The sequence below is a fragment of the Catenuloplanes japonicus genome, assembly GCF_000717135.1.
GTDB classification, from domain to species: Bacteria; Actinomycetota; Actinomycetes; order Mycobacteriales; family Micromonosporaceae; genus Catenuloplanes; species Catenuloplanes japonicus.
Map to the genome: position 1 here is coordinate 14,134 of NZ_JNXY01000021.1, position 20,336 is coordinate 34,469.

15 protein-coding genes are annotated in these 20,336 nt (G+C 71.7%); 6 read left to right on the top strand and 9 right to left on the bottom strand.

The features are described 5' to 3' along the window. Nucleotides 1–26 precede the first annotated feature (26 nt). Nucleotides 27–2,840: an AbfB domain-containing protein gene (locus OP04_RS26855; protein ID WP_033342642.1), complete on the bottom strand. Its 2,814-nt coding sequence runs from the start codon at nucleotides 2,838–2,840 to the stop codon at nucleotides 27–29. A 147-nt stretch (nucleotides 2,841–2,987) separates the two neighbouring features. Further along, nucleotides 2,988–5,603 (bottom strand): ATP-binding protein, encoded by a 2,616-nt coding sequence (locus OP04_RS26860; RefSeq protein WP_033342643.1) that lies wholly within the window; start codon nucleotides 5,601–5,603, stop codon nucleotides 2,988–2,990. Nucleotides 5,604–5,793: 190 nt separating this feature from the next. Here OP04_RS26860 and OP04_RS26865 point away from each other — a divergent pair, with 190 nt between their 5' ends. Further along, nucleotides 5,794–6,921: a hypothetical protein gene (locus tag OP04_RS26865; RefSeq protein ID WP_033342644.1), complete on the top strand. Its 1,128-nt coding sequence runs from the start codon at nucleotides 5,794–5,796 to the stop codon at nucleotides 6,919–6,921. On the opposite strand, the gene OP04_RS26870 is transcribed toward OP04_RS26865, so the two are convergent. The 3 genes from OP04_RS26870 to OP04_RS26880 form a co-directional block, all read right to left on the bottom strand. Continuing rightward, nucleotides 6,918–8,612, bottom strand: coding sequence for a glycerol-3-phosphate dehydrogenase/oxidase (locus tag OP04_RS26870; RefSeq protein ID WP_033342645.1), 1,695 nt, complete (start codon nucleotides 8,610–8,612; stop codon nucleotides 6,918–6,920). The genes OP04_RS26865 and OP04_RS26870 overlap by 4 nt on opposite strands. A gap of 132 nt (nucleotides 8,613–8,744) precedes the next feature. Next, nucleotides 8,745–10,262 carry a glycerol kinase GlpK gene (gene glpK, locus OP04_RS26875; protein ID WP_033342646.1) on the bottom strand — a complete coding sequence of 506 codons (1,518 nt, stop codon included), beginning with the start codon at nucleotides 10,260–10,262 and terminating at the stop codon, nucleotides 8,745–8,747. Between the two features lie 78 nt (nucleotides 10,263–10,340). Next, complete coding sequence (locus tag OP04_RS26880; protein ID WP_033342647.1) at nucleotides 10,341–11,168, bottom strand: MIP/aquaporin family protein; 828 nt, start codon at nucleotides 11,166–11,168, stop codon at nucleotides 10,341–10,343. A gap of 125 nt (nucleotides 11,169–11,293) precedes the next feature. On the opposite strand from OP04_RS26880, the gene OP04_RS26885 reads away from it, so the two are divergent. The 3 genes from OP04_RS26885 (at nucleotide 11,294) to OP04_RS26895 (ending at nucleotide 14,670) form a co-directional block, all read left to right on the top strand. Beyond that, nucleotides 11,294–12,052 (top strand): IclR family transcriptional regulator, encoded by a 759-nt coding sequence (locus OP04_RS26885; protein WP_033342648.1) that lies wholly within the window; start codon nucleotides 11,294–11,296, stop codon nucleotides 12,050–12,052. A gap of 70 nt (nucleotides 12,053–12,122) precedes the next feature. Continuing rightward, a complete protein-coding gene (gene glpK / locus OP04_RS26890; protein WP_033342649.1) occupies nucleotides 12,123–13,622 on the top strand; it encodes a glycerol kinase GlpK in 1,500 nt (499 codons plus the stop codon). A 67-nt stretch (nucleotides 13,623–13,689) separates the two neighbouring features. Further along, a complete protein-coding gene (locus OP04_RS26895; RefSeq protein ID WP_198153993.1) occupies nucleotides 13,690–14,670 on the top strand; it encodes an ArsR/SmtB family transcription factor in 981 nt (326 codons plus the stop codon). On the opposite strand, the gene OP04_RS26900 is transcribed toward OP04_RS26895, so the two are convergent. Beyond that, nucleotides 14,663–15,184, bottom strand: a complete 522-nt coding sequence (locus OP04_RS26900; RefSeq protein ID WP_033342651.1) for a hypothetical protein — start codon at nucleotides 15,182–15,184, stop codon at nucleotides 14,663–14,665. The genes OP04_RS26895 and OP04_RS26900 overlap by 8 nt on opposite strands. Nucleotides 15,185–15,285: 101 nt before the next feature. Here OP04_RS26900 and OP04_RS26905 point away from each other — a divergent pair, with 101 nt between their 5' ends. After that, nucleotides 15,286–16,521, top strand: a complete 1,236-nt coding sequence (locus OP04_RS26905; protein ID WP_198153994.1) for an NlpC/P60 family protein — start codon at nucleotides 15,286–15,288, stop codon at nucleotides 16,519–16,521. Nucleotides 16,522–16,551: 30 nt separating this feature from the next. On the opposite strand, the gene OP04_RS26910 is transcribed toward OP04_RS26905, so the two are convergent. After that, nucleotides 16,552–17,013 carry a DinB family protein gene (locus tag OP04_RS26910; protein WP_033342784.1) on the bottom strand — a complete coding sequence of 154 codons (462 nt, stop codon included), beginning with the start codon at nucleotides 17,011–17,013 and terminating at the stop codon, nucleotides 16,552–16,554. Between the two features lie 10 nt (nucleotides 17,014–17,023). Next, complete coding sequence (locus OP04_RS26915; RefSeq protein WP_033342652.1) at nucleotides 17,024–17,932, bottom strand: NmrA family NAD(P)-binding protein; 909 nt, start codon at nucleotides 17,930–17,932, stop codon at nucleotides 17,024–17,026. A gap of 90 nt (nucleotides 17,933–18,022) precedes the next feature. Here OP04_RS26915 and OP04_RS26920 point away from each other — a divergent pair, with 90 nt between their 5' ends. After that, on the top strand, nucleotides 18,023–18,583 hold the full coding sequence (locus tag OP04_RS26920) for a TetR/AcrR family transcriptional regulator (RefSeq protein WP_033342653.1): 561 nt from the start codon (nucleotides 18,023–18,025) through the stop codon (nucleotides 18,581–18,583). Nucleotides 18,584–19,555: 972 nt separating this feature from the next. Here OP04_RS26920 and OP04_RS26925 read toward each other — a convergent pair. After that, nucleotides 19,556–20,254 (bottom strand): phosphatase PAP2 family protein, encoded by a 699-nt coding sequence (locus tag OP04_RS26925; protein ID WP_033342654.1) that lies wholly within the window; start codon nucleotides 20,252–20,254, stop codon nucleotides 19,556–19,558. Between the last annotated feature and the right edge of the window lie 82 nt (nucleotides 20,255–20,336).

The following is a 20,336-nucleotide window of genomic DNA, read 5'->3' on the forward strand; positions in this document are numbered from 1 at the left end:
GATCGGTCCGCCCCCGGCGTCTCAGGTCACGGCGCCCAGGGGGCCGCGATGTTCCAGCTGCTGTCCGCGGTCAGTGTCAGCGGGCGGTTGAAGTCGGCGCCGCCGCCGCTGGCGATGTGCGCCTGCCCGTTGAAGTGCCGCAGGAAGTTGCCCGGAATGTTGATCGATTCCAGGGTCACGCCGGCTCCGGAGAGGCCCGGCCGCGCGCAGAACGTGGCGTCCGCCGCGAACAGCGCCGAGCCGTCGTTCGCCGCGAGCCGGATCCGGCTGTCGGCGTGCCGCAGGTACTGGCCGGGGTAGTTCACCGACTCCAGGGTGTAGCAGGAGGAGTCGGCCAGCCCGCGCCGTACCGTGAACGTGGCATCGCTCTTGAGCATCGCGCTGCTGCCCGAGTTCACCACCTCGGTGTATCCGAGCCCGCCGGCGTGCCGCAGGTATCGGTCGGTGTAGTTCCAGGTGAGCACGCCCAGCGAGCGCCGGGCGTCCACGGGCAGCTGCACCGAGCTGCGCCACAGTGCCGGGGCGGACACGTTCCAGGTCGCGTCCGCGGCGAATCCGGACGCGGTGTCCCAGGCGTTCGGGCCGCCGCTGCGGGCCAGGTAGACCTCGCTGTTGTAGTGACGGAGGTAAGCCCCCGGGAAGTTGACCGACTCGAACGAGGTGCCGCCCGCGGCCAGGCCGGCGCGGGAACACCAGGTGGCGTCCGCGGCGAACGAGCCGCCGGTGTTCGCGTCGATCCGCACCCGGCTGTTCGCGTGCCGCAGGTAGCGTCCCGGCTGGTTGACCGCCTCGAACGAGTAGCAGCGCGGGTCGGACAGGCCCGCCACGGTACGGAACGAGGCGTCCTGCCGGGCGAGGTCCCCGGAGATGACGTCCGTCCTGGCCAGCGAGTCCGCGTGCCGCAGGTGACGGTCGGTGAGTCCGGCCGTGGTGACCTGGAACGACCGGGTGTGCCCGAGCGTGAGCGGCACCGTGGCGTTCAGGTTGCGGGACGCGTTGATCAGGTTGGTGTGCGCGGCCTTCACCTGTGCGGTGTCCACCTTCTGCACCTGCCGGTCGTACGTGTAGAGGCCGTTGTACTCGCCCTCCACATCGGTGATCTCGGTGTAGATCGACGCGGACAGCCCCTTGGTGACCATGAGCTGCTGCACGTCCCGGATCATGCCGGTGAACCGGTCGTTGAGCTGCGCATTGCTGTTGACCTGCTCGTACGCGAAGAACTGCCCGTTCGGGCTGTACTCGTGCCCCGGTGAGCGCAGCCCGATGCCGCCGAACTCGCCGAGCACCGAGATCCGGGTGCTGGACGGCAACGGCGCGTCCGGCCCGGTATACATGTGCCAGTCGATGATGTCGCCGGTGCCGGGGTCCCCCTTGGAGGCGCAGCAGTTGAAGCCGCTGTGCGGGTTCATCAGCCGAGTCGGGTCGTAGGACTCCAGGTCCCGGGTGACCCGCTGGGTGTCACCGAGCGCCCACTCGCCCCAGCCCTCGTTGAACGGCACGTAGGCGACGACGGACGGGAACGCGCGGTGTTCGTCGATGATCTCCCGCGCCTCGGTCTCGAACTGGGCGATCTGCGCGGCGGTCCGGTTCGCGTCGAACGGCGGCGTGGACGGGATGTCCTGCCAGACCAGCAGCCCCAGCCGGTCCGCATGGTAGTACCACCGGGCGGGCTCCACCTTGATGTGCTTGCGGACCATGTTGAAGCCGAGGTCCTTGTGCTTCTGGATGTCCGAGGCCAGCGCGGCGTCGGTCGGCGCGGTGTAGACGCCGTCCGGCCAGAAGCCCTGGTCGAGCGTGCCGACCTGGAACACGAACTCACCGTTGAGCGTCGGCCGGAGCACGCCGTTGACCATCTTCGTGCCGACCTCGCGCATGCCGAAGTAGCTGGTCACCTGGTCCACGCCGGAGCCCGAGGCATTGCGCAGCGTGACTCGCAGGTTGTAGAGGAAGGGGTCGTCCGGCGACCAGCGGCGCGCGTTCGGCACCGGGACGGTGAACTCGGTGAAGCCGCCGGTCGCGGAGCCCACCACCGTGGACCCGGACATCGCCTCGGCCAGCACGGTGTGCCCGGTGACGGCGCCGCGCGTGAAGACCCGCACCCGGGCGGTGTTCGCCGTGATGTTCGGGTAGATGTCGACCGAGTAGATCGACGAGGCCGCGGTCGGTTCCAGCCACACGGTCTGCCAGATGCCCGAGGTCGGCGTGTAGAAGATGCCGGACGGGTTGTTGGTCTGCTTGCCGACCGGCTGCTTCTCGCCGCGCCCGTCGGTCGGGTCGTACACCCGCACGACGATCTCGTTGCTGCCACCGTTCAGCGCGCCGGTGATGTCTGCCTCGAACCGGTCGTAGCCGCCCCGGTGCGTGGCCACCTGCTGCCCGTTGACCCAGACCGTGGCCTCGTAGTCGACGGCGCCGAAGTGGAGCTGCACCCGCCGCCCGGCCCAGCCGGACGGGACGGTGAACGTGCGGCGGTAGAACATCAGGTCGCGGTTGTCGTTGCGCATGATGCCGGAGAGCGCGGACTCCACCGGGTACGGCACGAGGATGCGCTCGGGCAGGGTCTGGCCGAGCGGCGGGGCCGCGGTGCGGTTGACGTTGCCGGCGCTGTCGGTCGCGGGATTGAGGAACTCCCACTCGCCGTTCAGCGTCTGCCAGTCCGGCCGGGTCATCTGCGGCCGCGGGTACTCCGGGAGCGGGTTGGTGGTGGAGACCTGACCGGTCCACGGTGTGGTCAGCGGCGGGGTCTTGGGGACGACGGCCGACGCCGGACCGGCGACGGCGACGATGCCGCCGGCGGCCAGAGCGCACGCGGCCAGCAGGCGAACGATGGGGAGACGCATCGGACTCCTTCGAAACGAGGAGGACGAACTGTGGGTGCCGTCACAGCTCACGATGCAACACATTCACGCACCATCGAACTTTTTCTGTCAATACATTGAGGAAAGTTAACGATTACCAGCCACAATCGACCGGCGGACCGGCTGCCCTCAGCGGTAGAAAGGATCCGGCGCGTCAGAAGACGGCGGCCTGGCCAGCGGGAGCGTGCTCAGAGCGCGGCCGAGCTGCGCGGCCGCGTTGTCCGTGACACGGCCGACCGGGACCGGCGGGACGGTCAGCGGCTCCGGCGAGACCAGCAGCATGGCCGGCGTGGGGAAGTTGCGGTCGCCGACGACGGAGACGGAGCCGAGGACCGCCTCGGTCGGCGCGTCCATCTCGAACTGGTGCCACTCGTCCGGGTGCGGCGCGGGACGTACCCCGTGATGGGCCTTTGATCTTCCCAGCCACGCGATGGAGGAGACGATCAGCGGGCCCTCCGGCGCGGACGTGGTGGCCTTCAGGCGTAGGTAGGGTGCGTCGACCTCGCACAGCACGCGCCACCAGGCCAGACCGCGGCTGGTCGCGGACGCGACATACGCGTAGAGGCGGTCCGGCGGCGCGGCCGGCATGGCACCGTTGCCCGGCGTCGGCGCGGGCACGGTCGGGCCGACGTCGGCGAACGCGCGCAGCAGCGGCGCCGGGTCCGGCACCCGGACGCGCACGTCCGAGACCGCGGGCGCCAGCGCGTCCGGATGACGCCTGACCAGGTCGCGCAGCACGCCGGCCACCGCGGGATGACGGGCGGCGGCGGAGGTCAGCTGGGTCAGCAGTCGTACCCGCTGATGGTGGGTGGCCCGTGGCACGAAGAGCGCGAGGTCGGTGGCCCGCAGCGGCGCGCCCGCGGGCAGCAGCGCGCGGACGACCAGCTCCTCCGCGACCAGGTCGGGACGGATCGGGCGCCAGTGGCCGCCACGCTCGGCCGGGTAGAGCTCGGCCAGCCAGGCGTCCACGTCGCCGGCGCCGTGATGGGGTCCGAGCAGCGTGCGGGCCTCGTCCTCGGTGGCGGCGCCGAAGAGCGTGGCGATCGCGACGAGGCGGGAGCGGGCCGCGCGGTTCGGTGCGATGCGGTGGCGGTCCGCGACCCGGTTGAGGTAGCGGTCCTCGTGGCGGAGCAGCGCGGCCAGCGGGTCGTGGTAGTAGCGGCCCGCGTCCGGCAGCGGCCGGCCGATCGCCCAGAGCAGCGCGGCGGCCTGCAGCGTCAGCGCGTGCGCGAACGCGGGCAGGCCCTCGGTCATCGGCCGCGGCGACTGCTCGACCACGGCGGTGTACGGACGGCCCGGCATGGTCCGGTCGAAGATCTCGGCGAACGCGCGGGCGGCCCGGCGCTGCTCGGCCGCGCGCATGGCCGGGTCGGGGTAGAGCGGGCCGAGCGGGAGCGTACGGATGCCCGCCAGCCGCGTCCGGTCGCTGAGCCCGGTCATCCACGCGCCCGCGGACCGCGACAGCATCAGCGCGCGGACCCGGGCCCGGCGGCCCATCGCGAGCCGGTCCAGCACCTCGGCCAGCAGCGCGGGCGGCCGGGACTCCGCGTCGTCCACGATGATCAGCGTGGGCGCGACCGGCCCGTCCACCGCGTCCAGCCCGGCGATCAGGCGGCGCAGGTCCCCGGCGACGCCGCCGAGCCAGCCCTGCGCGCGCAGCCGGGTGAGCAGCTCGGCCGCGAGCCGGGTCTTGCCCTCGCCGGACGGCGCGTGCATGAGCATGTGGACCGTGCGGTCCTCCGCGTTGCACCAGGCGGTGAGCTCGCGGATCTCCCGGACGCGGCCGCGGAACGGCACGACCGCGGCCTCGGCGGTGAGCAGCGGCGGGTACGGCCCCTCGGCCGCGCGCGTGACGATCCGGTCCGGGCCGGCGTAGGGGTCGACGAGCGCGTAGGCCAGCTCGACCGGTTCCGCGACCGCGGGCCGTTTCGCGAACCTGCCGACCGGGCGGGCGAACGTGCGGTCCCGGAGCAGCCGCCAGACCGGTGCCAGCGTGAGCGAGCGCCGGCCCGGCCGGTACGCGTCGTCCGTGACCACGCCGAGCAGCAGCCCGTTCGCGAAGACCGGCGCGCCGGCGAGGCCGGGCGGGAGCGGGTCCGCATCGAGTTCGAGCTGGTAGAGGCCGTCGGAGACGCGCACGCGGCCGGGGATCGCGACCGCCAGGTCCTCGTCGTCGTCCTCCGGCTCGTCCGGAGGCGGAGCGGCGGAATCCGACGGCGGCTGCAGCGACTCCAGTTTCCGGAGCGCGGAGATCGGGTCCGGCGGCCCGGTGACGATGCGCGTCTGCCGTGTGGGCCCGCTGGCCCACGCCGGACGCGGCTGGTGGCCGGGCGGCCGCGCGGTCCCGATCGGCCGCACGTTCTCGTCCGCGGGCGTGGGCGGGCGCTGCGCCGGGATGTCGGGCACCGGCGAGGCCAGCGCGAGCACGGACACGACCAGCTCGATCCCGGAGGACAGCACGCGGCCGAACCGGGTGGCCGGGCAGGCGGTCTCGCCGGTGCCGGCCGGCACCTCGACCAGCGCGACCTCCATCACCGGGTCGGACCAGATCAGGCGGCCCGGCGTGCTGGCGGGATGACCGGGGTAGCCCTCGACCTCGACCGCGTCGTCCAGCCGGCCGGGATGGTGTTCCGCGGTCAGCACGAGACCGTCCGCGATCACGTAGCCGAGCGGCCGGTCGGCCTCGCCACTGAGCGTCCGCTCGGCTTCACCGACGACGCGGACGAGGCGGCTGGGCTCCGCCACTAGACGCCCACCCCGGCACGCAACATTCCATCGTGGACTATTGCCGGGGCCACCATCAGTCCTCCCGCCGATCCACGCTCATCCGCCTACAACATTGTGATCCACCCGACCACGTTTCGCGCCCCGGACACAAGGGACGCTCGGCGGAATGTCCATCCGCTGAGTGCACGGAACACCTACAGTGCGTGTCATGGCACTCCTGAATGCGCGGACCCGTCGACCCTCCGCCCCGTTCAGCGTCACCGTCGACATCGTCGGGCCGGAGCGGTCGTCCACCGCGCCGGCGCCGTACGACGTCCCGGTGCCCACCGGCGCGGCCGTGCGCCACGTCCCGCTGCTGGCCGTGCTCAACTCCGGCGACGAGCGGCTGATCGTGATCGGCCATCTGCGCGTGGTGGTCCACTCCGACCTGCGCACGACGCTGGAGGCCGTGGTCCGCGGGCAGTGGCTCACCACGGCCGGCGACGGGCCGACCGGGCCGACCGCGTCCGGCTGGGAGGCGCGGACCGCCGACGAGCGGATGCCGGACCTGCTGGGCGCCATGCTGCGCGCCGTCCCGCACGGCCACCGCCCGGACCCGGAGGGGCTGGCCACCGAGATCGCGAAGGCGCAGGCCGAGGCGTCACGCAACACGGTGACGACGTTGCGCGCGTTCCGCTACGGGATGGAGCACCAGCTCGGCACCACGCTGCGCAGCGGCGGCACGCACCGGCTGGAGAACGTGCTGGCCGACGTGATCGAGCTGTCCACGCTGATCGGCCGCGTCGCGGACGAGGCGCGGACCGCGTGCCGGGGCGGCCTGGGCGCCTGGATCACCTACCCGGCCGTCTACCACGCGCACCGCCGCACGCTGGACCCGACGCTGCCGGTGCGTCCCGGTGCGCGCCGGGCCTCCCGCGAGGCGTGGTTCCCGATGCTGGACGCGGGCGTGCGTCAGTGCAAGGCGATGGAGGAGGAGGCCGCCGCGGAGGCGCCGCTGCTGCACAGCCTGCTCAACGCGACCTCCACGATCGCGGTGACCCGGGAGGCGCAGGCGCAGGAGACGTTCAACATGATCGCGGCCGTGGGCGGCGTCATGTTCGGCGTGCCCGCGCTGATCCTGGCGCTCTACGACGCGTCCGCGATCCTGCCGCTGCGGTTCGGCAACGCGATAGTGCTGGCGCCGCTGGCCGCGGCCGGGCTGCTGGCCGCGCTGCTCGCGGCGCTGCTGCCGGGCCGCAACCGCAGCGGCCGGATCCGCCGGTTCTCGGTCGCGCTGGCCGCGGTGCTGACCATCCTGATCATCCTGATCGCGGGCGGCGCGGTGGTGACACCTTAGGCCAGCGGCACCACTTCGGGTGCTCCCAGGCGGGTCGCGTCCGCGGTCTCGTCGTCCGGCTCCTCCTGGGACGCGCGCTCGGCCTCGACCCGCAGCCGGTAGTGCTCGATCTCGCGGCGGGTCTGCTCCTCGGTCCACCCCAGCGGCCCGGCCATCAGCGACGCCACCTCCGGCAGCGCCTCCAGCCCGCGGTCGAACGTCTCGATCGAGATGCGGGTGCGGCGGGTCAGCACGTCCTCGATGTGCCGGGCGCCCTCGGCCGCGACCGCGTAGACGACCTCCGCGCGCAGGTAGTCGTCCGCGCCGGCGAGCGGGTTCTTCAGCGACGGGTCGGCCGCGATCAGCGCCAGCACCTCGTGGATCAGCGATCCGTAGCGGCCGAGCAGGTGTTCGATCCGGGCGACGTGCAGGCCGGACGAGGCGGACAGGCCGCGGCGCTGGTTCCAGAGCGCGGCGTAGCCCTCCGCCCCCGCGAGTGGCACCCGGGCCGTCACCGACCGCGGTATCGCCCCGCCGAGATTGTGCGCGGCCGCGTTCACCGCATCCGCCGCCATGACCCTGTATGTCGTATATTTCCCGCCGGCGACCACGACCAGCCCCGGCTGCGGCGACGCCACCGTGTGCTCGCGCGACAGCTGCGACGTCGACTCCGACTCCCCGGACAGCAGCGGCCGCAGCCCGGCGTAGACGCCCTCCACGTCCGCGCGCGTCAACGGCCGCGCCAGCACGGCGTTGACCTGCGACAACAGGTAGTCTATGTCCTTGCGGGACGCTGCCGGGTGCGCCTTGCCGAGCGCCCAGTCGCTGTCCGTCGTGCCGATGATCCAGTGTCGTCCCCACGGGATCACGAACAGCACCGACGTCGCCGTGCGCAGGATCAGCCCGGTCGTCGACTGGATCCGGTCCCGCGGCACCACCAGGTGGATGCCCTTGGACGCGCGCACGTGGAACTGCCCGCGCTCCCCCACCAGGCCCTGCGTCTCGTCGGTCCACACGCCGGTCGCGTTGATCACCTGCCGGGCGCGGATGTCGAACGTCCGGTCGTACTCCAGGTCCCGCACGCGCACGCCGGTCACCCTGGCCCCCTCGCGCAGGAAGCCGACCACCCGGGTCCGCGACGCGACGTGAGCGCCGTAGGCGGCCGCGGTCCGGACCAGGAACATGGTGTGCCGCGCGTCGTCGATCTGCGCGTCCGAGTACTGCAGCGCGCCGACCAGGCTGTCCTTCTTCAGCGCCGCGCACGTGCGCAGCGCCTGCCGCCGGGTCAGGTGCCGGTGCGGCGGCAGCCCGCCCCGCCGCGCCATCAGGTCGTAGAGCAGCACGCCCGCGCCCGCGTAGGCCCGCTCCCAGGCGTGGTGCCGCAGCGGGTACAGGAACCGGACCGGCCGGGCCAGGTGCGGCGCCAGCACGGAGAGGATCAGCCCGCGCTCGCGCAGCGCCTCCCGCACCAGCCCGAAGTCCAGCATCTCCAGGTACCGCAGACCACCGTGGATGAGTTTGCTCGACCGGCTGGACGTGCCGCTGGCCCAGTCGCGCGCCTCCACCAGGCCCACGCTCAGCCCGCGCGTCACCGCGTCCAGCGCGCAACCGGCGCCGACCACGCCGCCGCCGATCACGACGACGTCGAGTTCACGGTCGCCGGCCAGCGCGTCCAGCGCGGCCACGCGTCCGGTGGGTGACAGATCCGACATGCTGCAACCACCAATCAAGATCAAAATCTTGCCACGGTACGCCGCTGTCCGCTCCCGATCGGCTCCGTGACCGACCGCCGTCCCCCTCGGGCCGGGGCGGATCCACGATGATCCGCCCCGGAGAACCGCGGGTCAGTCGACGTCGACCCAGCCGAGCGTGCGCTCGACCGCCTTCTTCCACCGGCCGTACCCCTGCTCGCGCCGCTCCTGGTCCCACGCGGGCTGCCAGCGCTGCGACTCGTTCCAGTTCGCGCGCAGCTCCTGGGTGTCCTTCCAGAAGCCGACCGCGAGCCCGGCCGCATAGGCCGCGCCGAGTGCGGTGGTCTCCGCGACCACCGGGCGGCTGACCGGCACGCCGAGCACGTCCGCCTGGAGCTGCATGCAGAGGTTGTTCGCGGTGACGCCGCCGTCCACCTTGAGCACGTCCAGCGTGACGCCGGAGTCCTCACGCATCGCCTCGACCACGTCCCGGCTCTGATAGCAGATCGATTCGAGCGTGGCGCGCGCGATGTGCGCGTTGGTGTTGTAGCGGGACAGGCCGACGATCGCACCGCGCGCGTCCGACCGCCAGTACGGTGCGAACAGCCCGGAGAACGCGGGCACGAAGTAGACGCCGCCGCTGTCCTCGACCTGCGCGGCCAGCGACTCGCTCTCCTGCGCGCTGCCGATGATCCGCAGCTGGTCGCGCAGCCACTGCACGGCCGACCCGGTGACCGCGATCGAGCCCTCCAGCGCGTAGACCGGCGCGGCGTCGCCGAGCTGGTACGCCACGGTGGTGAGCAGACCGTTGCTGGACCGGACCAGCTCCGTGCCGGTGTTGAGCAGCATGAAGTTGCCGGTGCCGTAGGTGTTCTTCGCCTCGCCGACGTTGAAGCACACCTGCCCGACCGTGGCCGCCTGCTGGTCGCCGAGGTCACCGGTGATCGGCACCTCGCCGCCGAGCGGCCCGGACACGCGGCACACGCCGAACCCGCCCGGGTCCGACGACGGCCGGATCTCCGGCAGCATCGCGCGCGGGATGTCGAAGAAGGACAGCAGCTCGTCGTCCCACTGCAAGGTTTCGAGGTTCATCAGCATGGTCCGCGACGCGTTCGTCACGTCCGTGACGTGCCTGCCGCCGTCCACGCCGCCGGTGAGGTTCCACAGAAGCCAGCTGTCCGTGTTGCCGAAGATCGCGTCGCCGCGCTCGGCCGCCTCGCGCACGCCGTCGACGTTCTCCAGGATCCACTGGATCTTGCCGCCGGAGAAGTAGGTGGCCGGTGGCAGGCCCGCCTTCTGCCGGATCACGTCGCCGCGGCCGTCCCGGTCCAGCGCGGACGCGATCCGGTCGGTGCGGGTGTCCTGCCAGACGATCGCGTTGTAGTAGGGACGGCCGGTGCGCCGGTCCCAGACCACGGTCGTCTCGCGCTGGTTCGTGATGCCGAGCGCGGCCAGGTCGGTCGCGCCGAGGTTGAGCTTGCCCATCGCGGTCCGGGCGACCGCGACCGTGCGCTCCCAGATCTCGATCGGGTTGTGCTCGACCCAGCCGGCCTGCGGCAGGATCTGCTCGTGCTCGAGCTGGTGGCGGCCGACCTCGTTACCGCCGTGGTCGAAGATCATGAAGCGGGTGCTGGTCGTCCCCTGGTCTATCGCGCCGACGAAGTCAGCCATGAGGTGCCCCTTCTTGTCGAAGCCGTCACGCGGGGGTGCGCTCCACGTCGTACCCCCGCATGATCTTGATTGTGGCCGTTAGACCGCCGTGCGCTGGGCCGGAATGTCCGGCTCCGCGACCGGCGCGGGCTGGGCGGGCAGGAACCGGCCGATCAGTGTCTGGTAGAGCCCTGCGCCGAGCACGCCGCCGATCAGCGGCCCGACGATGGGTATCCAGAAGTACAGATAGCCGGTCTGGTCCCGGAACGCGCCCTCGTAGCCGGTGAAGAACGACGCCAGCCGCGGGCCGAGGTCACGGGCCGGGTTGATCGCATAGCCCGCGTCCGTGCCCCAGGCCATGCCGATCGCGACCACGATGAGGCCGACCACGAACGGTGCCAGGTTCGCGGCCGGTGGCGTGTTCGCCACGTCCGTCACGGCCAGGATCAGGAACAGCAGGATCGCGGTGCCGATCACCTGGTCACGGAACGCGCCCCACTCGCCGACCGGCAACCCGCCGTTGCCCGGCAGCGTGGAGAACACGCCCTGGGACTTGATGGTCAGGCCGGGGTCGAACGCGTTGAGCACCTCTGAATAATTCCAGCGGACGATCAGCGCGGCGACGAACGCGCCGAGCAGCTGGGCCAGCGAGTACGGCCCGACCTTACGCCACGGGAAGCCCTTGAAGACCGCCAGCGCGACCGTGACCGCGGGGTTGAGGTGGGCGCCGGAGATCCGGCCCGCCACGTAGACGCCGAGCGTGACGCCGAGGCCCCACGCCCACGCGATGCTGTCGTGGTCGCCGATCCCGCCGGCGGCGACCTGTGCGACGACGCCGCACCCGAAGAGAATGAGGATCAAGGTCCCGGCGAACTCCGCGGCCAGCTCACCTGTCAGGCCACCGGGGATTCTGAATCGCTGTGCCATCCGGACTCCTTTACGGAGAGGTTGCACTGTCGTTACCGGTGATGACGCTATGGACGGTCAACATTGATCGTCAACGAAGGCGGTTCGGCATTGTCGAACCGTCGTCCATGGGTAAGTCTGTATGCATGCCGGGCCCGGTGCAGTCGATCGAGCGGGCGGCCGCGATGCTGCGACTGCTCGCGACCAGCCCTGGGCGGCGGCTCGGCATCGTGGAGATCGCCCGGTCGCTGGATCTGGCGAAGGGCACGGCGCACGGGATCATGCGCACGTTGCAGCGGGTCGGGTTCGTCGCGCAGGACGCGGACGGGAAATATCTGCTCGGGGACGCGCTCCTGCATCTCGGGACGTCCCACCTGGACGTGAACGAGCTGCGGTCCCGCGCGATCAACTGGGCGGATCCGCTGGCCGCACGCAGCGGCGAGGCGGTCCGGATCGGCACGGTGGCGGACGGGCGCGTGCTGGTCGTGCACCACGTGTTCCGGCCGGACGACACCCCGCAGCGGCTGGACACCGGGGCGCTGCTGCCGCTGCACGCGACCGCGCTGGGAAAAGTGCTGCTGGCGTACGACTCGTCGGCTTTTGCTTCTTTGCGCGCCCTGGATGCCTTCACCCGGCGGACGGTCGTCTCCACCCGCGACCTGGCGCTCTCGCTGCGGGCGGTGCGGGCGGCCGGGTGGGCGAGCGAGATCGGCGAGCTGACGCCGGGGGAAGCGTCGATCGCGGCGCCGATCAGGGACTACGGCGGGCTGGTCGTAGGCGCGATGGGCGTGTCGGGGGCGATCGAGCGGCTGTGCTCGGCATCGTTGCGGCCGGATCCGCGGCTCGTCGGCTACGTGCGGGACGCGGCGAACGCGATCTCCCGGGACCTGGGTGGCCGGTCATGAGTCTCTCGTCGATCGTGTCTCTCGCGGCCGGCTCACGTCTCGCGGTACTCGGGCGACTCGGAGGCCGATCATGACCGAGCGGTACGTGATCGCGATCGATCAGGGGACGACGTCGACGCGGTGCATCGTGTTCGACCGGCGCGGGCGGCTGCACGCGGTGGCGCAGCAGGAGCACCACCAGCACTATCCGCGGCCCGGCTGGGTCGAGCACGACGCCATGGAGATCTGGCACCACGTGCGGAAGACGGCCGCGGCCGCGCTGCAGTCGGCCGGGATCACGCTGGACCAGGTCGCCGCGCTCGGCATCACGAACCAGCGCGAGACCACGGTGCTGTGGGACCGGCACACCGGGCGGCCGGTCGCACGCGCCATCGTCTGGCAGGACACGCGCACGGACTCGCTGGTCACCGCGCTGGCCTCGGCGCCGGGGGCGGACCGGATCCCGGGGCGGAGCGGGCTGCCGCTGGCCACCTACTTCTCGGCGCCGCGGATCCGGTGGCTGCTGGACCACACGCCGGGACTGCGGGCGCGGGCACTCGCCGGGGACATCCTCTTCGGCACCATGGAAACCTGGCTGATCTGGAACCTTACCGGGGGTCTGCACGTCACCGACGTGACGAACGCGTCCCGTACCCTCCTGATGGATCTTCGATCGTTGTCCTGGGACCCCGATCTCTCCGCATTTTTCGGGATCCCTGCGGAAATGCTGCCGGAAATCCGGCCGTCGGTCGGCGTACTGGGGACGTGCACGGAGGTCTTCGAGGGCGTGCCGATCGCGGCCGCGCTCGGCGACCAGCAGGCCGCGCTGTTCGGCCAGACGTGCTTCACGCCGGGCGAGGCGAAATGCACCTACGGCACCGGCAGCTTCCTGCTGCTCAACACCGGGCTGTCCCCGGTCGCGTCCACGCACGGGCTGCTCAGCACCGTCGCCTACCAGCTGTCCGGCCAGGCGCCCGTCTACGCGCTCGAGGGCTCGATCGCGATCACCGGCTCGCTGGTGCAGTGGTTCCGCGACCAGCTCGGCCTGATCACCACCGCGCCCGAGATCGAGACGCTGGCCAGGACCGTCACGGACAACGGCGGCTGCTACATCGTCCCCGCGTTCTCCGGCCTCTACGCGCCGCACTGGCGCAGCGAGGCCCGCGGCGTGATCGTGGGCCTGACCAGCTACATCACCAAGGGGCACCTGGCCCGCGCCGTGCTGGAGGCGACCGGCTGGCAGACCCGCGAGGTCGTCGACGCCATGAACGCGGACTCCGGCCTGGCGCTGCGCACGCTCAAGGTCGACGGCGGCATGACCTCCGACAACCTGCTCATGCAGTTCGTCGCGGACGTGCTGGACGTGCCGGTCGTCCGCCCGATGGTCGCGGAGACCGTGTCGCTCGGCGCCGCCTACGCGGCCGGGCTCGCGGTCGGCTACTGGCCGGACCTGGCCGCGCTGCGCGAACTCTGGCACCGGGCCGGGCAGTGGCTGCCCGACATGAGCCCCTCGCTGCGCACGGCCGAATATTCCAACTGGCAACGTGCCGTGGCCCACACCTTCGACTGGATCCAGCCGTCGGGCGGCTGACAGACGCGGTCCATCGATCGGCATAGGGTTCGCACACAAGAGCCACAGTGGACGATCGTCGGGGGACGTGCCTGTGCTACGCGTGCATTTCACCGCTCAGGATCTGGCAAGAACAACGATCGCCGCCGGGCCGGATCCGCTCTGGGAGGTGCTGCTCAGCCTCCACCAGACCCAGACCCGCGACGGCCAGGCCACGCTCGGGAACTGGCGGCGGCGGGCCTCACGGACACCACGAGGGGACCTGGCGCTGCTGCGTGAGCTGGCGCCGCCGACCGGGTACTCGCCGGACTTCCTGACGCCGGGCGGGGACGGGCTCGGCGCCTCGCTCGACGCGCTCGCGTCCACACCGCCGGCGCGGCTGCAAACGGAGCTGGCCTACCTCGCCACCCGCACCGCCGCCTCGCCGTGGACGCGCGACCTGGGCACCGGCCGGGCCGAGGCGATACGGCAGCTGACCGGGGCCGTGCAGTCGTACTACGACACGGCGCTGCGACCGTACTGGCCGTCGATCCGCCGGCACATCGCCAACGACCGGGCACGGCGGGTGGACGAGATGAGCAGGACCGGTGTGGAGGGCGTGCTCTCCGGCCTGCACCCACACATCCGCTGGCGGGCACCGGTGCTGGAGATCCTCGACTTCGCGAACGCGGACCTCTACCTGGAGGGCCGCGGGCTGGTGCTGCAGCCGTCGTTCTTCTGCTGGGAAGCGCCGACGAAACTGCGCGACCCGTCGCTGCCGCAGACGCTGGTGTACTCGACGGCGCCACCACCAGGGGCCCTGGAGGCCTCCTCCGGTCCCGCCGGGCTCACAGCGCTGCTGGGAAGGACGCGGGCGGTGGCGCTGGAGGCGGTGGCCGGCGGATGCAGCACCAGCGAGCTGGCGCGGCGGTGCGGGGTGTCGCTCGCCTCGGCCAGTCAGCAGGCGACGATCCTGCGCGAGGCAGGCCTCATCACCACCCGCCGGGACGGTGCGGCCGTCCGCCACGAGATCACCGCGCTGGGTCTCCACCTGCTGAACGGCCGCTCTTTCTCCTCTCGACTCAGCTGAGCGCGTCGCAGATGTCCACGGTGACCCGGAAGTGCCCGGCTATCCTCCGGTATCCGTCGGGGCGCTGCTCGATGCGCCAGGACGGCCCGTCGATGATGTAGAGCCCGCGATCCAGGCTCCCCTCCCCGATCCCGACCAGGATCGGTCCGTGCGACCGGTAGAGGTGCGAGCCGTCGTCATACATGGTGTGCGAGCCGTGCCCGCCCGAGTCGAGGTCGATGGACGCGCCGGTCTCCACGTTGGTCACATGCTCGATCAGCGGACCCCAGGCGGCCACCGTCCGCGGCGTACCGTCCGGCTTGGTGCTTATCGTCTTCCAGTAGACCTCGTCGACGATCGCCTCGCCGTGCACCCCGAACTCGCATCGGGCGCCGGGCGCGGTGTCGAACGGCGGGGTCGGCACCCGCGTCCAGCCGTCACCGGGCGGCGTGGTCCCGGAGGCGGCCTGAGCGGGGGTGGTAAGGACGAGGGCCAGAAGTGCGCCGGCAGTCACGGCGCCGATGACACGATTCATGCCCGATAGGACGCGATGACCGTCGATCGAGGTTGTCATGGACCTTTCGGCCACACTCGAAACGATGGGGCGGCGGCGCCCGGCCGGGGAGGATGCCCGGTATGACTCTGCGAAGACTGTGGAGCGTGGCGGGGGCCGCGCTCCTGGGTCTCACCCTGGGCCTCACCGCCCTGCCCCCATCAGCAGCCCACGCCGGCACCTGCGCGCCGATCGGCTCCGGTGGTTCCGCCGCTGCCCGGCGCGCGATCGAGGCCGCCTGCGGCTTCGTCGGCCAGCACTACGCCTGGGCCGGGGGCCACGACGGTCTACCCGGACCCTCCCAGGGCGAGGTCGACGAATCCGACCCGATCGACAGCGCCCACGACCCCGAGTACTGGAGTTTCGACTGCTCCGGCCTGGTCCGCTACGCCTGGTACGCGGCCACCGGCGTCGACCTGCTCGGCCCGGGAACCGTGGAGGACCACTACCTCACCCAGTCCCGGAAGACGACGAACCAGGTGTTCAGCGCCGCCCAGGGCACTACGCCGCTACAGCCCGGCGACATCCTCTACTACGCCGATCTCGGCCACACCACGATCTATCTCGGCGGCGGCAAGATGGTCGAGGCGCGTGAGTCCGGCGACTTCGTGAAGGTCTCGGACTGGCGCGCGGACCGCTACTACGGCGCGATTCGCATCGGCGGGACGCAGCCTGATCCGCCGTACCGTCATCCGGGTCTGGGTTCGTCGTTCAAGACCTGGGGGTCGCCGGCCTACCGGACGACGCGGACCGGCGGCACGGCCACGTTCACCGGGACCGGGCACTCCGTGCTGGTGCGCGTGCTCTGCCAGGCGGACGGGCAGTCGGTCACGGCCGGCGGCTACACGAACCACATCTGGTCCTACCTGCCGGACTACCGGCTGTGGGTGAACAACGTCTTCATCCAGGGGCCGGCGGTGCTGCCGGGCGTTCCGGCGTGCACGCAATATCCGGAGATCGGCGGCGGTTACACGCCGCCGGGCGGGGGCGGGAACGGCTGCGTCGACGGCAGCGTCCCGGACGGCGCCGGTGCGCGCAGCCCGCGCACGGCCACGGTCCTGGGCCGCACGATCGAGCTGCGCTACAGCGACGCCACCGAGTGCGCGTGGGGCCGGATCACCAACGGCACGATCGGCGACCAGGTCTGGACCGACCGCAGCACGGACAACGGCGCGACCTGGACCGCGAAGCTGGGGCTGACCGCGATCACGTCCGGCACGGACGCGTTCACGACCCAGTGGAACGACTCCGGCGTCGTCATGCGCGCCTGCGGCCGCCCTGCCGGCCGTACCGACGAGGTCTGCACGTCCTGGTTCTGACCTCGGCCAGGGACCGGGCTCGGCAGCACGTCATCGGGGGCCGAGCCCGGTCCGGCCGTCGATCAGCTCGCGCACCGCGTCGAGGTGGCCGGCGTGGCGTGCGGTCTCCTCGATCACGTGCAGGATGATGCGGCGCAGGTCCGTGGTCTGGGCGGCCAGCCAGTCCACCGCGTGCCGCCCGGCCGGCGCGTCGGTGAGCGCGGACGCCTCGATGATCCCGTCCGAGATCCGGCATTGGGCGTCATAAAATTCCCAAGCCTCAGCGGGGGTACGGACCGGAGCGCGATCCTTCGGCGCAGCGCCCGAGAACACGGTCTGGAACCAGTGCCGTTCCGCGTCGCCGAGATGCGCGACCAGCCACAGTGGACTCCATCCGGACGGCAGCGCCACCGCCCGGCCCATCTGCGCGGCGTCGAGGCCGGCCAGCACATCCCGGATCACGCCCCGCTGGTGCCGCAGGAACTCGTGCAACGCCGCCTTCTCCGCATCCACCCACGCCACTCTATTGGATACCGAGACGCGCGTGCGCCCACTCCCGGAACGAGGTCAGCGGAATGCCGAGCGCCCGTGCGAAATCCGGCCGCGCCGGCTGACCGGCCGCCTGGAGAAACGCGTGCGACACGGCCGCGTACGGCGGCATGCCGGCCGCGAGCGCCTGCTCCTCCGCCATGTCCGGCGCGGTCACCTCGGTGCCGAGCGCGTCGGTGAGCACGGCCGCGATCTCGGCCATCGTCAGGTAGTCGCTGGCCAGTTCCAGCTCCACCCGGTGGAAACGGTCCGGCGCCCGGAAGGCCGCGGCCGCGGCGCGCCCGATGTCCTGGACCGCGACTAGGGACAGGTGGGTGGCGGGTTTGAGGACGGTGGCGAGGCCGCCCTCGACGCCGCGCGGGAAGAGGTAGGCGGTGGCGGGCAGTAGATTCTCCATGAAGAAGCCGGGCTTGAGCAGTGTCCACTGTGGGAAGCCGGCCTCGCGTACCGCCGTCTCCGCTCCGGTCTTGGGCTTGTAGACCGCCGCCATGCTCGCCCAGCGGCCCTCGTCCCAGCCCGGGGCCTGGGTGTGCCGGCCGGCGCCGGAGACGGACGTGTGCACGAACTGCGCCACGCCCGCGGCCTTCGCGGTCTCGATCAGGTTGAGCGCCTGGGTGAGCTCGCCGTCGAAGTCGGGGAAGCCGTCCGTGAACGCGGGCATCTGCACGGAGAAGACCGCGCGGGCGCCGTCCGCGGCCTCGGCCAGCGAGTCCCGGTCGTGCAGGTCCCCGGTGCGCAGTTCGGCGCCGCTGCGGGCGAGCGCGCGGGCGCGGTCGGAATCGGGGTCGCGGACCAGCGCCCGCACCGGGACGCCGGAGGCGAGCAGCTCACGGGCGGTGGCGCCGCCCTGCTGCCCGGTGGCACCGACTACCAGAACCGTCATGTGATGCTCCTTGAGACCAAACGGCGGGGTCCGCCGTTTTCGTTGAGGTTAAGATATGGCGGACCCCGCCGTTTGTGCAAGGAGGCACCCGTGACCGGTCAGCGCGCCGATGCGCGCCGCAACTACGCGCTGCTGCTCGCGGTCGCGTCCGAGGCGGTGGCCCGGGACGGCGCCGATGCGTCACTGGAGCAGATCGCGCGTACCGCCGGCGTCGGCTCCGGCACGGTCCGCCGCCACTTCCCCACCCGGCACGCGCTGCTCGCGGCCGTCTTCCACGACCGCATCGAGTCCCTGTGCGACCGGGCCCACGCGCTCGCCACCCGAGACCCCGCCCGGGAGGCGCTGCTGGAGTGGCTGTCCCTCTTCGCCGCCGACGCCGCTACGATCGGCGGCCTCGCCACCGCGCTCAACCGCGACCGCACCACCGGCCCGCCCGGCGACGTCTACTGCGCCACCGATCAACTCATCGCCGCCGGCACTCCCCTGGTCCGCCGCGCGTCCGGTGCGCTGACCCCCGGCATCACCATCACCGACCTGCTGGCCCTGGTCACCGGCATCGCCCTCGCCACCGAAGGCCACCCGGACCCGGCCGCGGAGGCCGACCGGCTGCTCGCACTGACGGTCGCGGGAATCAGTCCGGCGCACACGTGACCTCGGAGCAGCACCGGGGCGATGTTCCCGACGTGCACCCGAGATGTCGGCACATAGGCTCGCCGGGCCGCCCGCAGCCGCGCCCCGACGCCGAAGCTGTTCGGAAAGCACGCTTCGCCGCAGGCCCGCAGCTCAACGGTCTTTGCGGACGATCTCCGCGGCGTCGTCTCCGGCTCAGGTCCGGAACCTTGCGCATGCGCCGGGCAGCCACTCCGGTCTGACCGCGAACCGGGCCACCCCGGAGCCACGCCACCCCGGAGCCGCGCCACCCCGGAGCCGCGCCACCCCGGAGCCGCGCCACCCCGGAGCCGGGTCACCCAGGAGCCACGCCACCCCGGAGCCGGGCCGCGCTCCGGTCCCACCACGACGGGAATCGCGGCCTTGGGCCGACCCGCGCGAACCGGCTCCGACGGGGCGGGCAAAGCGGAGCGCAAGCGGAGTCTTTGCCCGCCCCGAGGTTTGCCCGCGGGAGCATGCGGGCCGGACCACGCCGGAAGCGGGAAAATGATCTTCCGGAATTTCGATCTTGAAGTCCGAGCCCGCACTTGATCAAGAGTCCGCACCCGCCTCGGCAGACCGGGCACTCCGCGCCCGAAATATCGCGACAAGGCGGCCGGCGGTGTTCGCAGGCGTTCTGGACGGACCGCCCGCACACACGTGTGGATCAATGACGTCGACGAAATGGCGGTCGGCGAGCGGATTTGACCGCCATTTCGCAGATGTCAATGATCCACTTGCGGTGATGGGACAGCCATCAGGAGGGAACGGCCCTGCCGTCCCGCAGCGGCAGCGCGGACCCTTCCGCCGCAGGGACGCGGTCAGCCTCATCACTCCGGCCCTCGGAACCGGCCGCCGCCTCACCCTGACACCAGAAGGCTATTAAATTATGAAATTTCGGGTGCACCGTGCCCGTCCCGGCCACGGAGTCAAGCACGCCGCACCGCTCACAGAACGGGAAGACGAACTGCGGGGTCAGTCAGTCAGGCGGCTGACGAGGTGACCGACTATGACGGCGGCGGTAAGCAGCAGCCCCGTGCCGACGACGTCGAGGACGTAGTGGTTGCCGGTGGTGAAGACCACGGCGGTCATGAGCAGGGGGAAGAGCCAGGCGAGCAGGGACAGGCGCGGATGAGTGGGGCGCAGTGTGGTCCAGACCGCGTAGGCGCACCACGCCGCCCAGCCGACGTGCATGCTGGGCATGGCCGTGAAGTTCTGCCCGGCCCCCTGGTCGCGAAAGGCGGTACTGCCGAACAGATCGTGCTCCGCGATGATGTCGACGACGCCGGGAATCGCGAACCGGGGTGGCGACATCGGCACCGCCCAGTACACCGGCAGCACCAGAATCAGCATGGCCAGCAGCGTGTTGCGCACTCGGCGATAGGTCGACGTGTGCCGCAGGTAGGCCCACAGCAGCACACCGAGCGGCACCAGGTAGTAGAGCCGATAGACGTAGACCGCCGGCTGTATGAACGCCGGATGCGCGACGAGCCAACGGTTCGCGGCCGGCTCGATGTCGAGATGCAGGAACCCCTCGATGGACTGAAGGCGCCGCGCGTTGGCGGTGGCGACGGCGCGGCTGTGCGCGACGGCCCCGTGCGCCCACGAGAACACCAGCAGCACGCCCGCCAGCAACGCCACCTCGAACAGCGGCGCGGGTCGCCTCCGGCTCATATCGCGACACCGTAGCGGATCCGTCGGCGACCAGGCTGCCCCCTGATCTATGACGGCGTTCCGCCGCTGGTCACGGAAACCC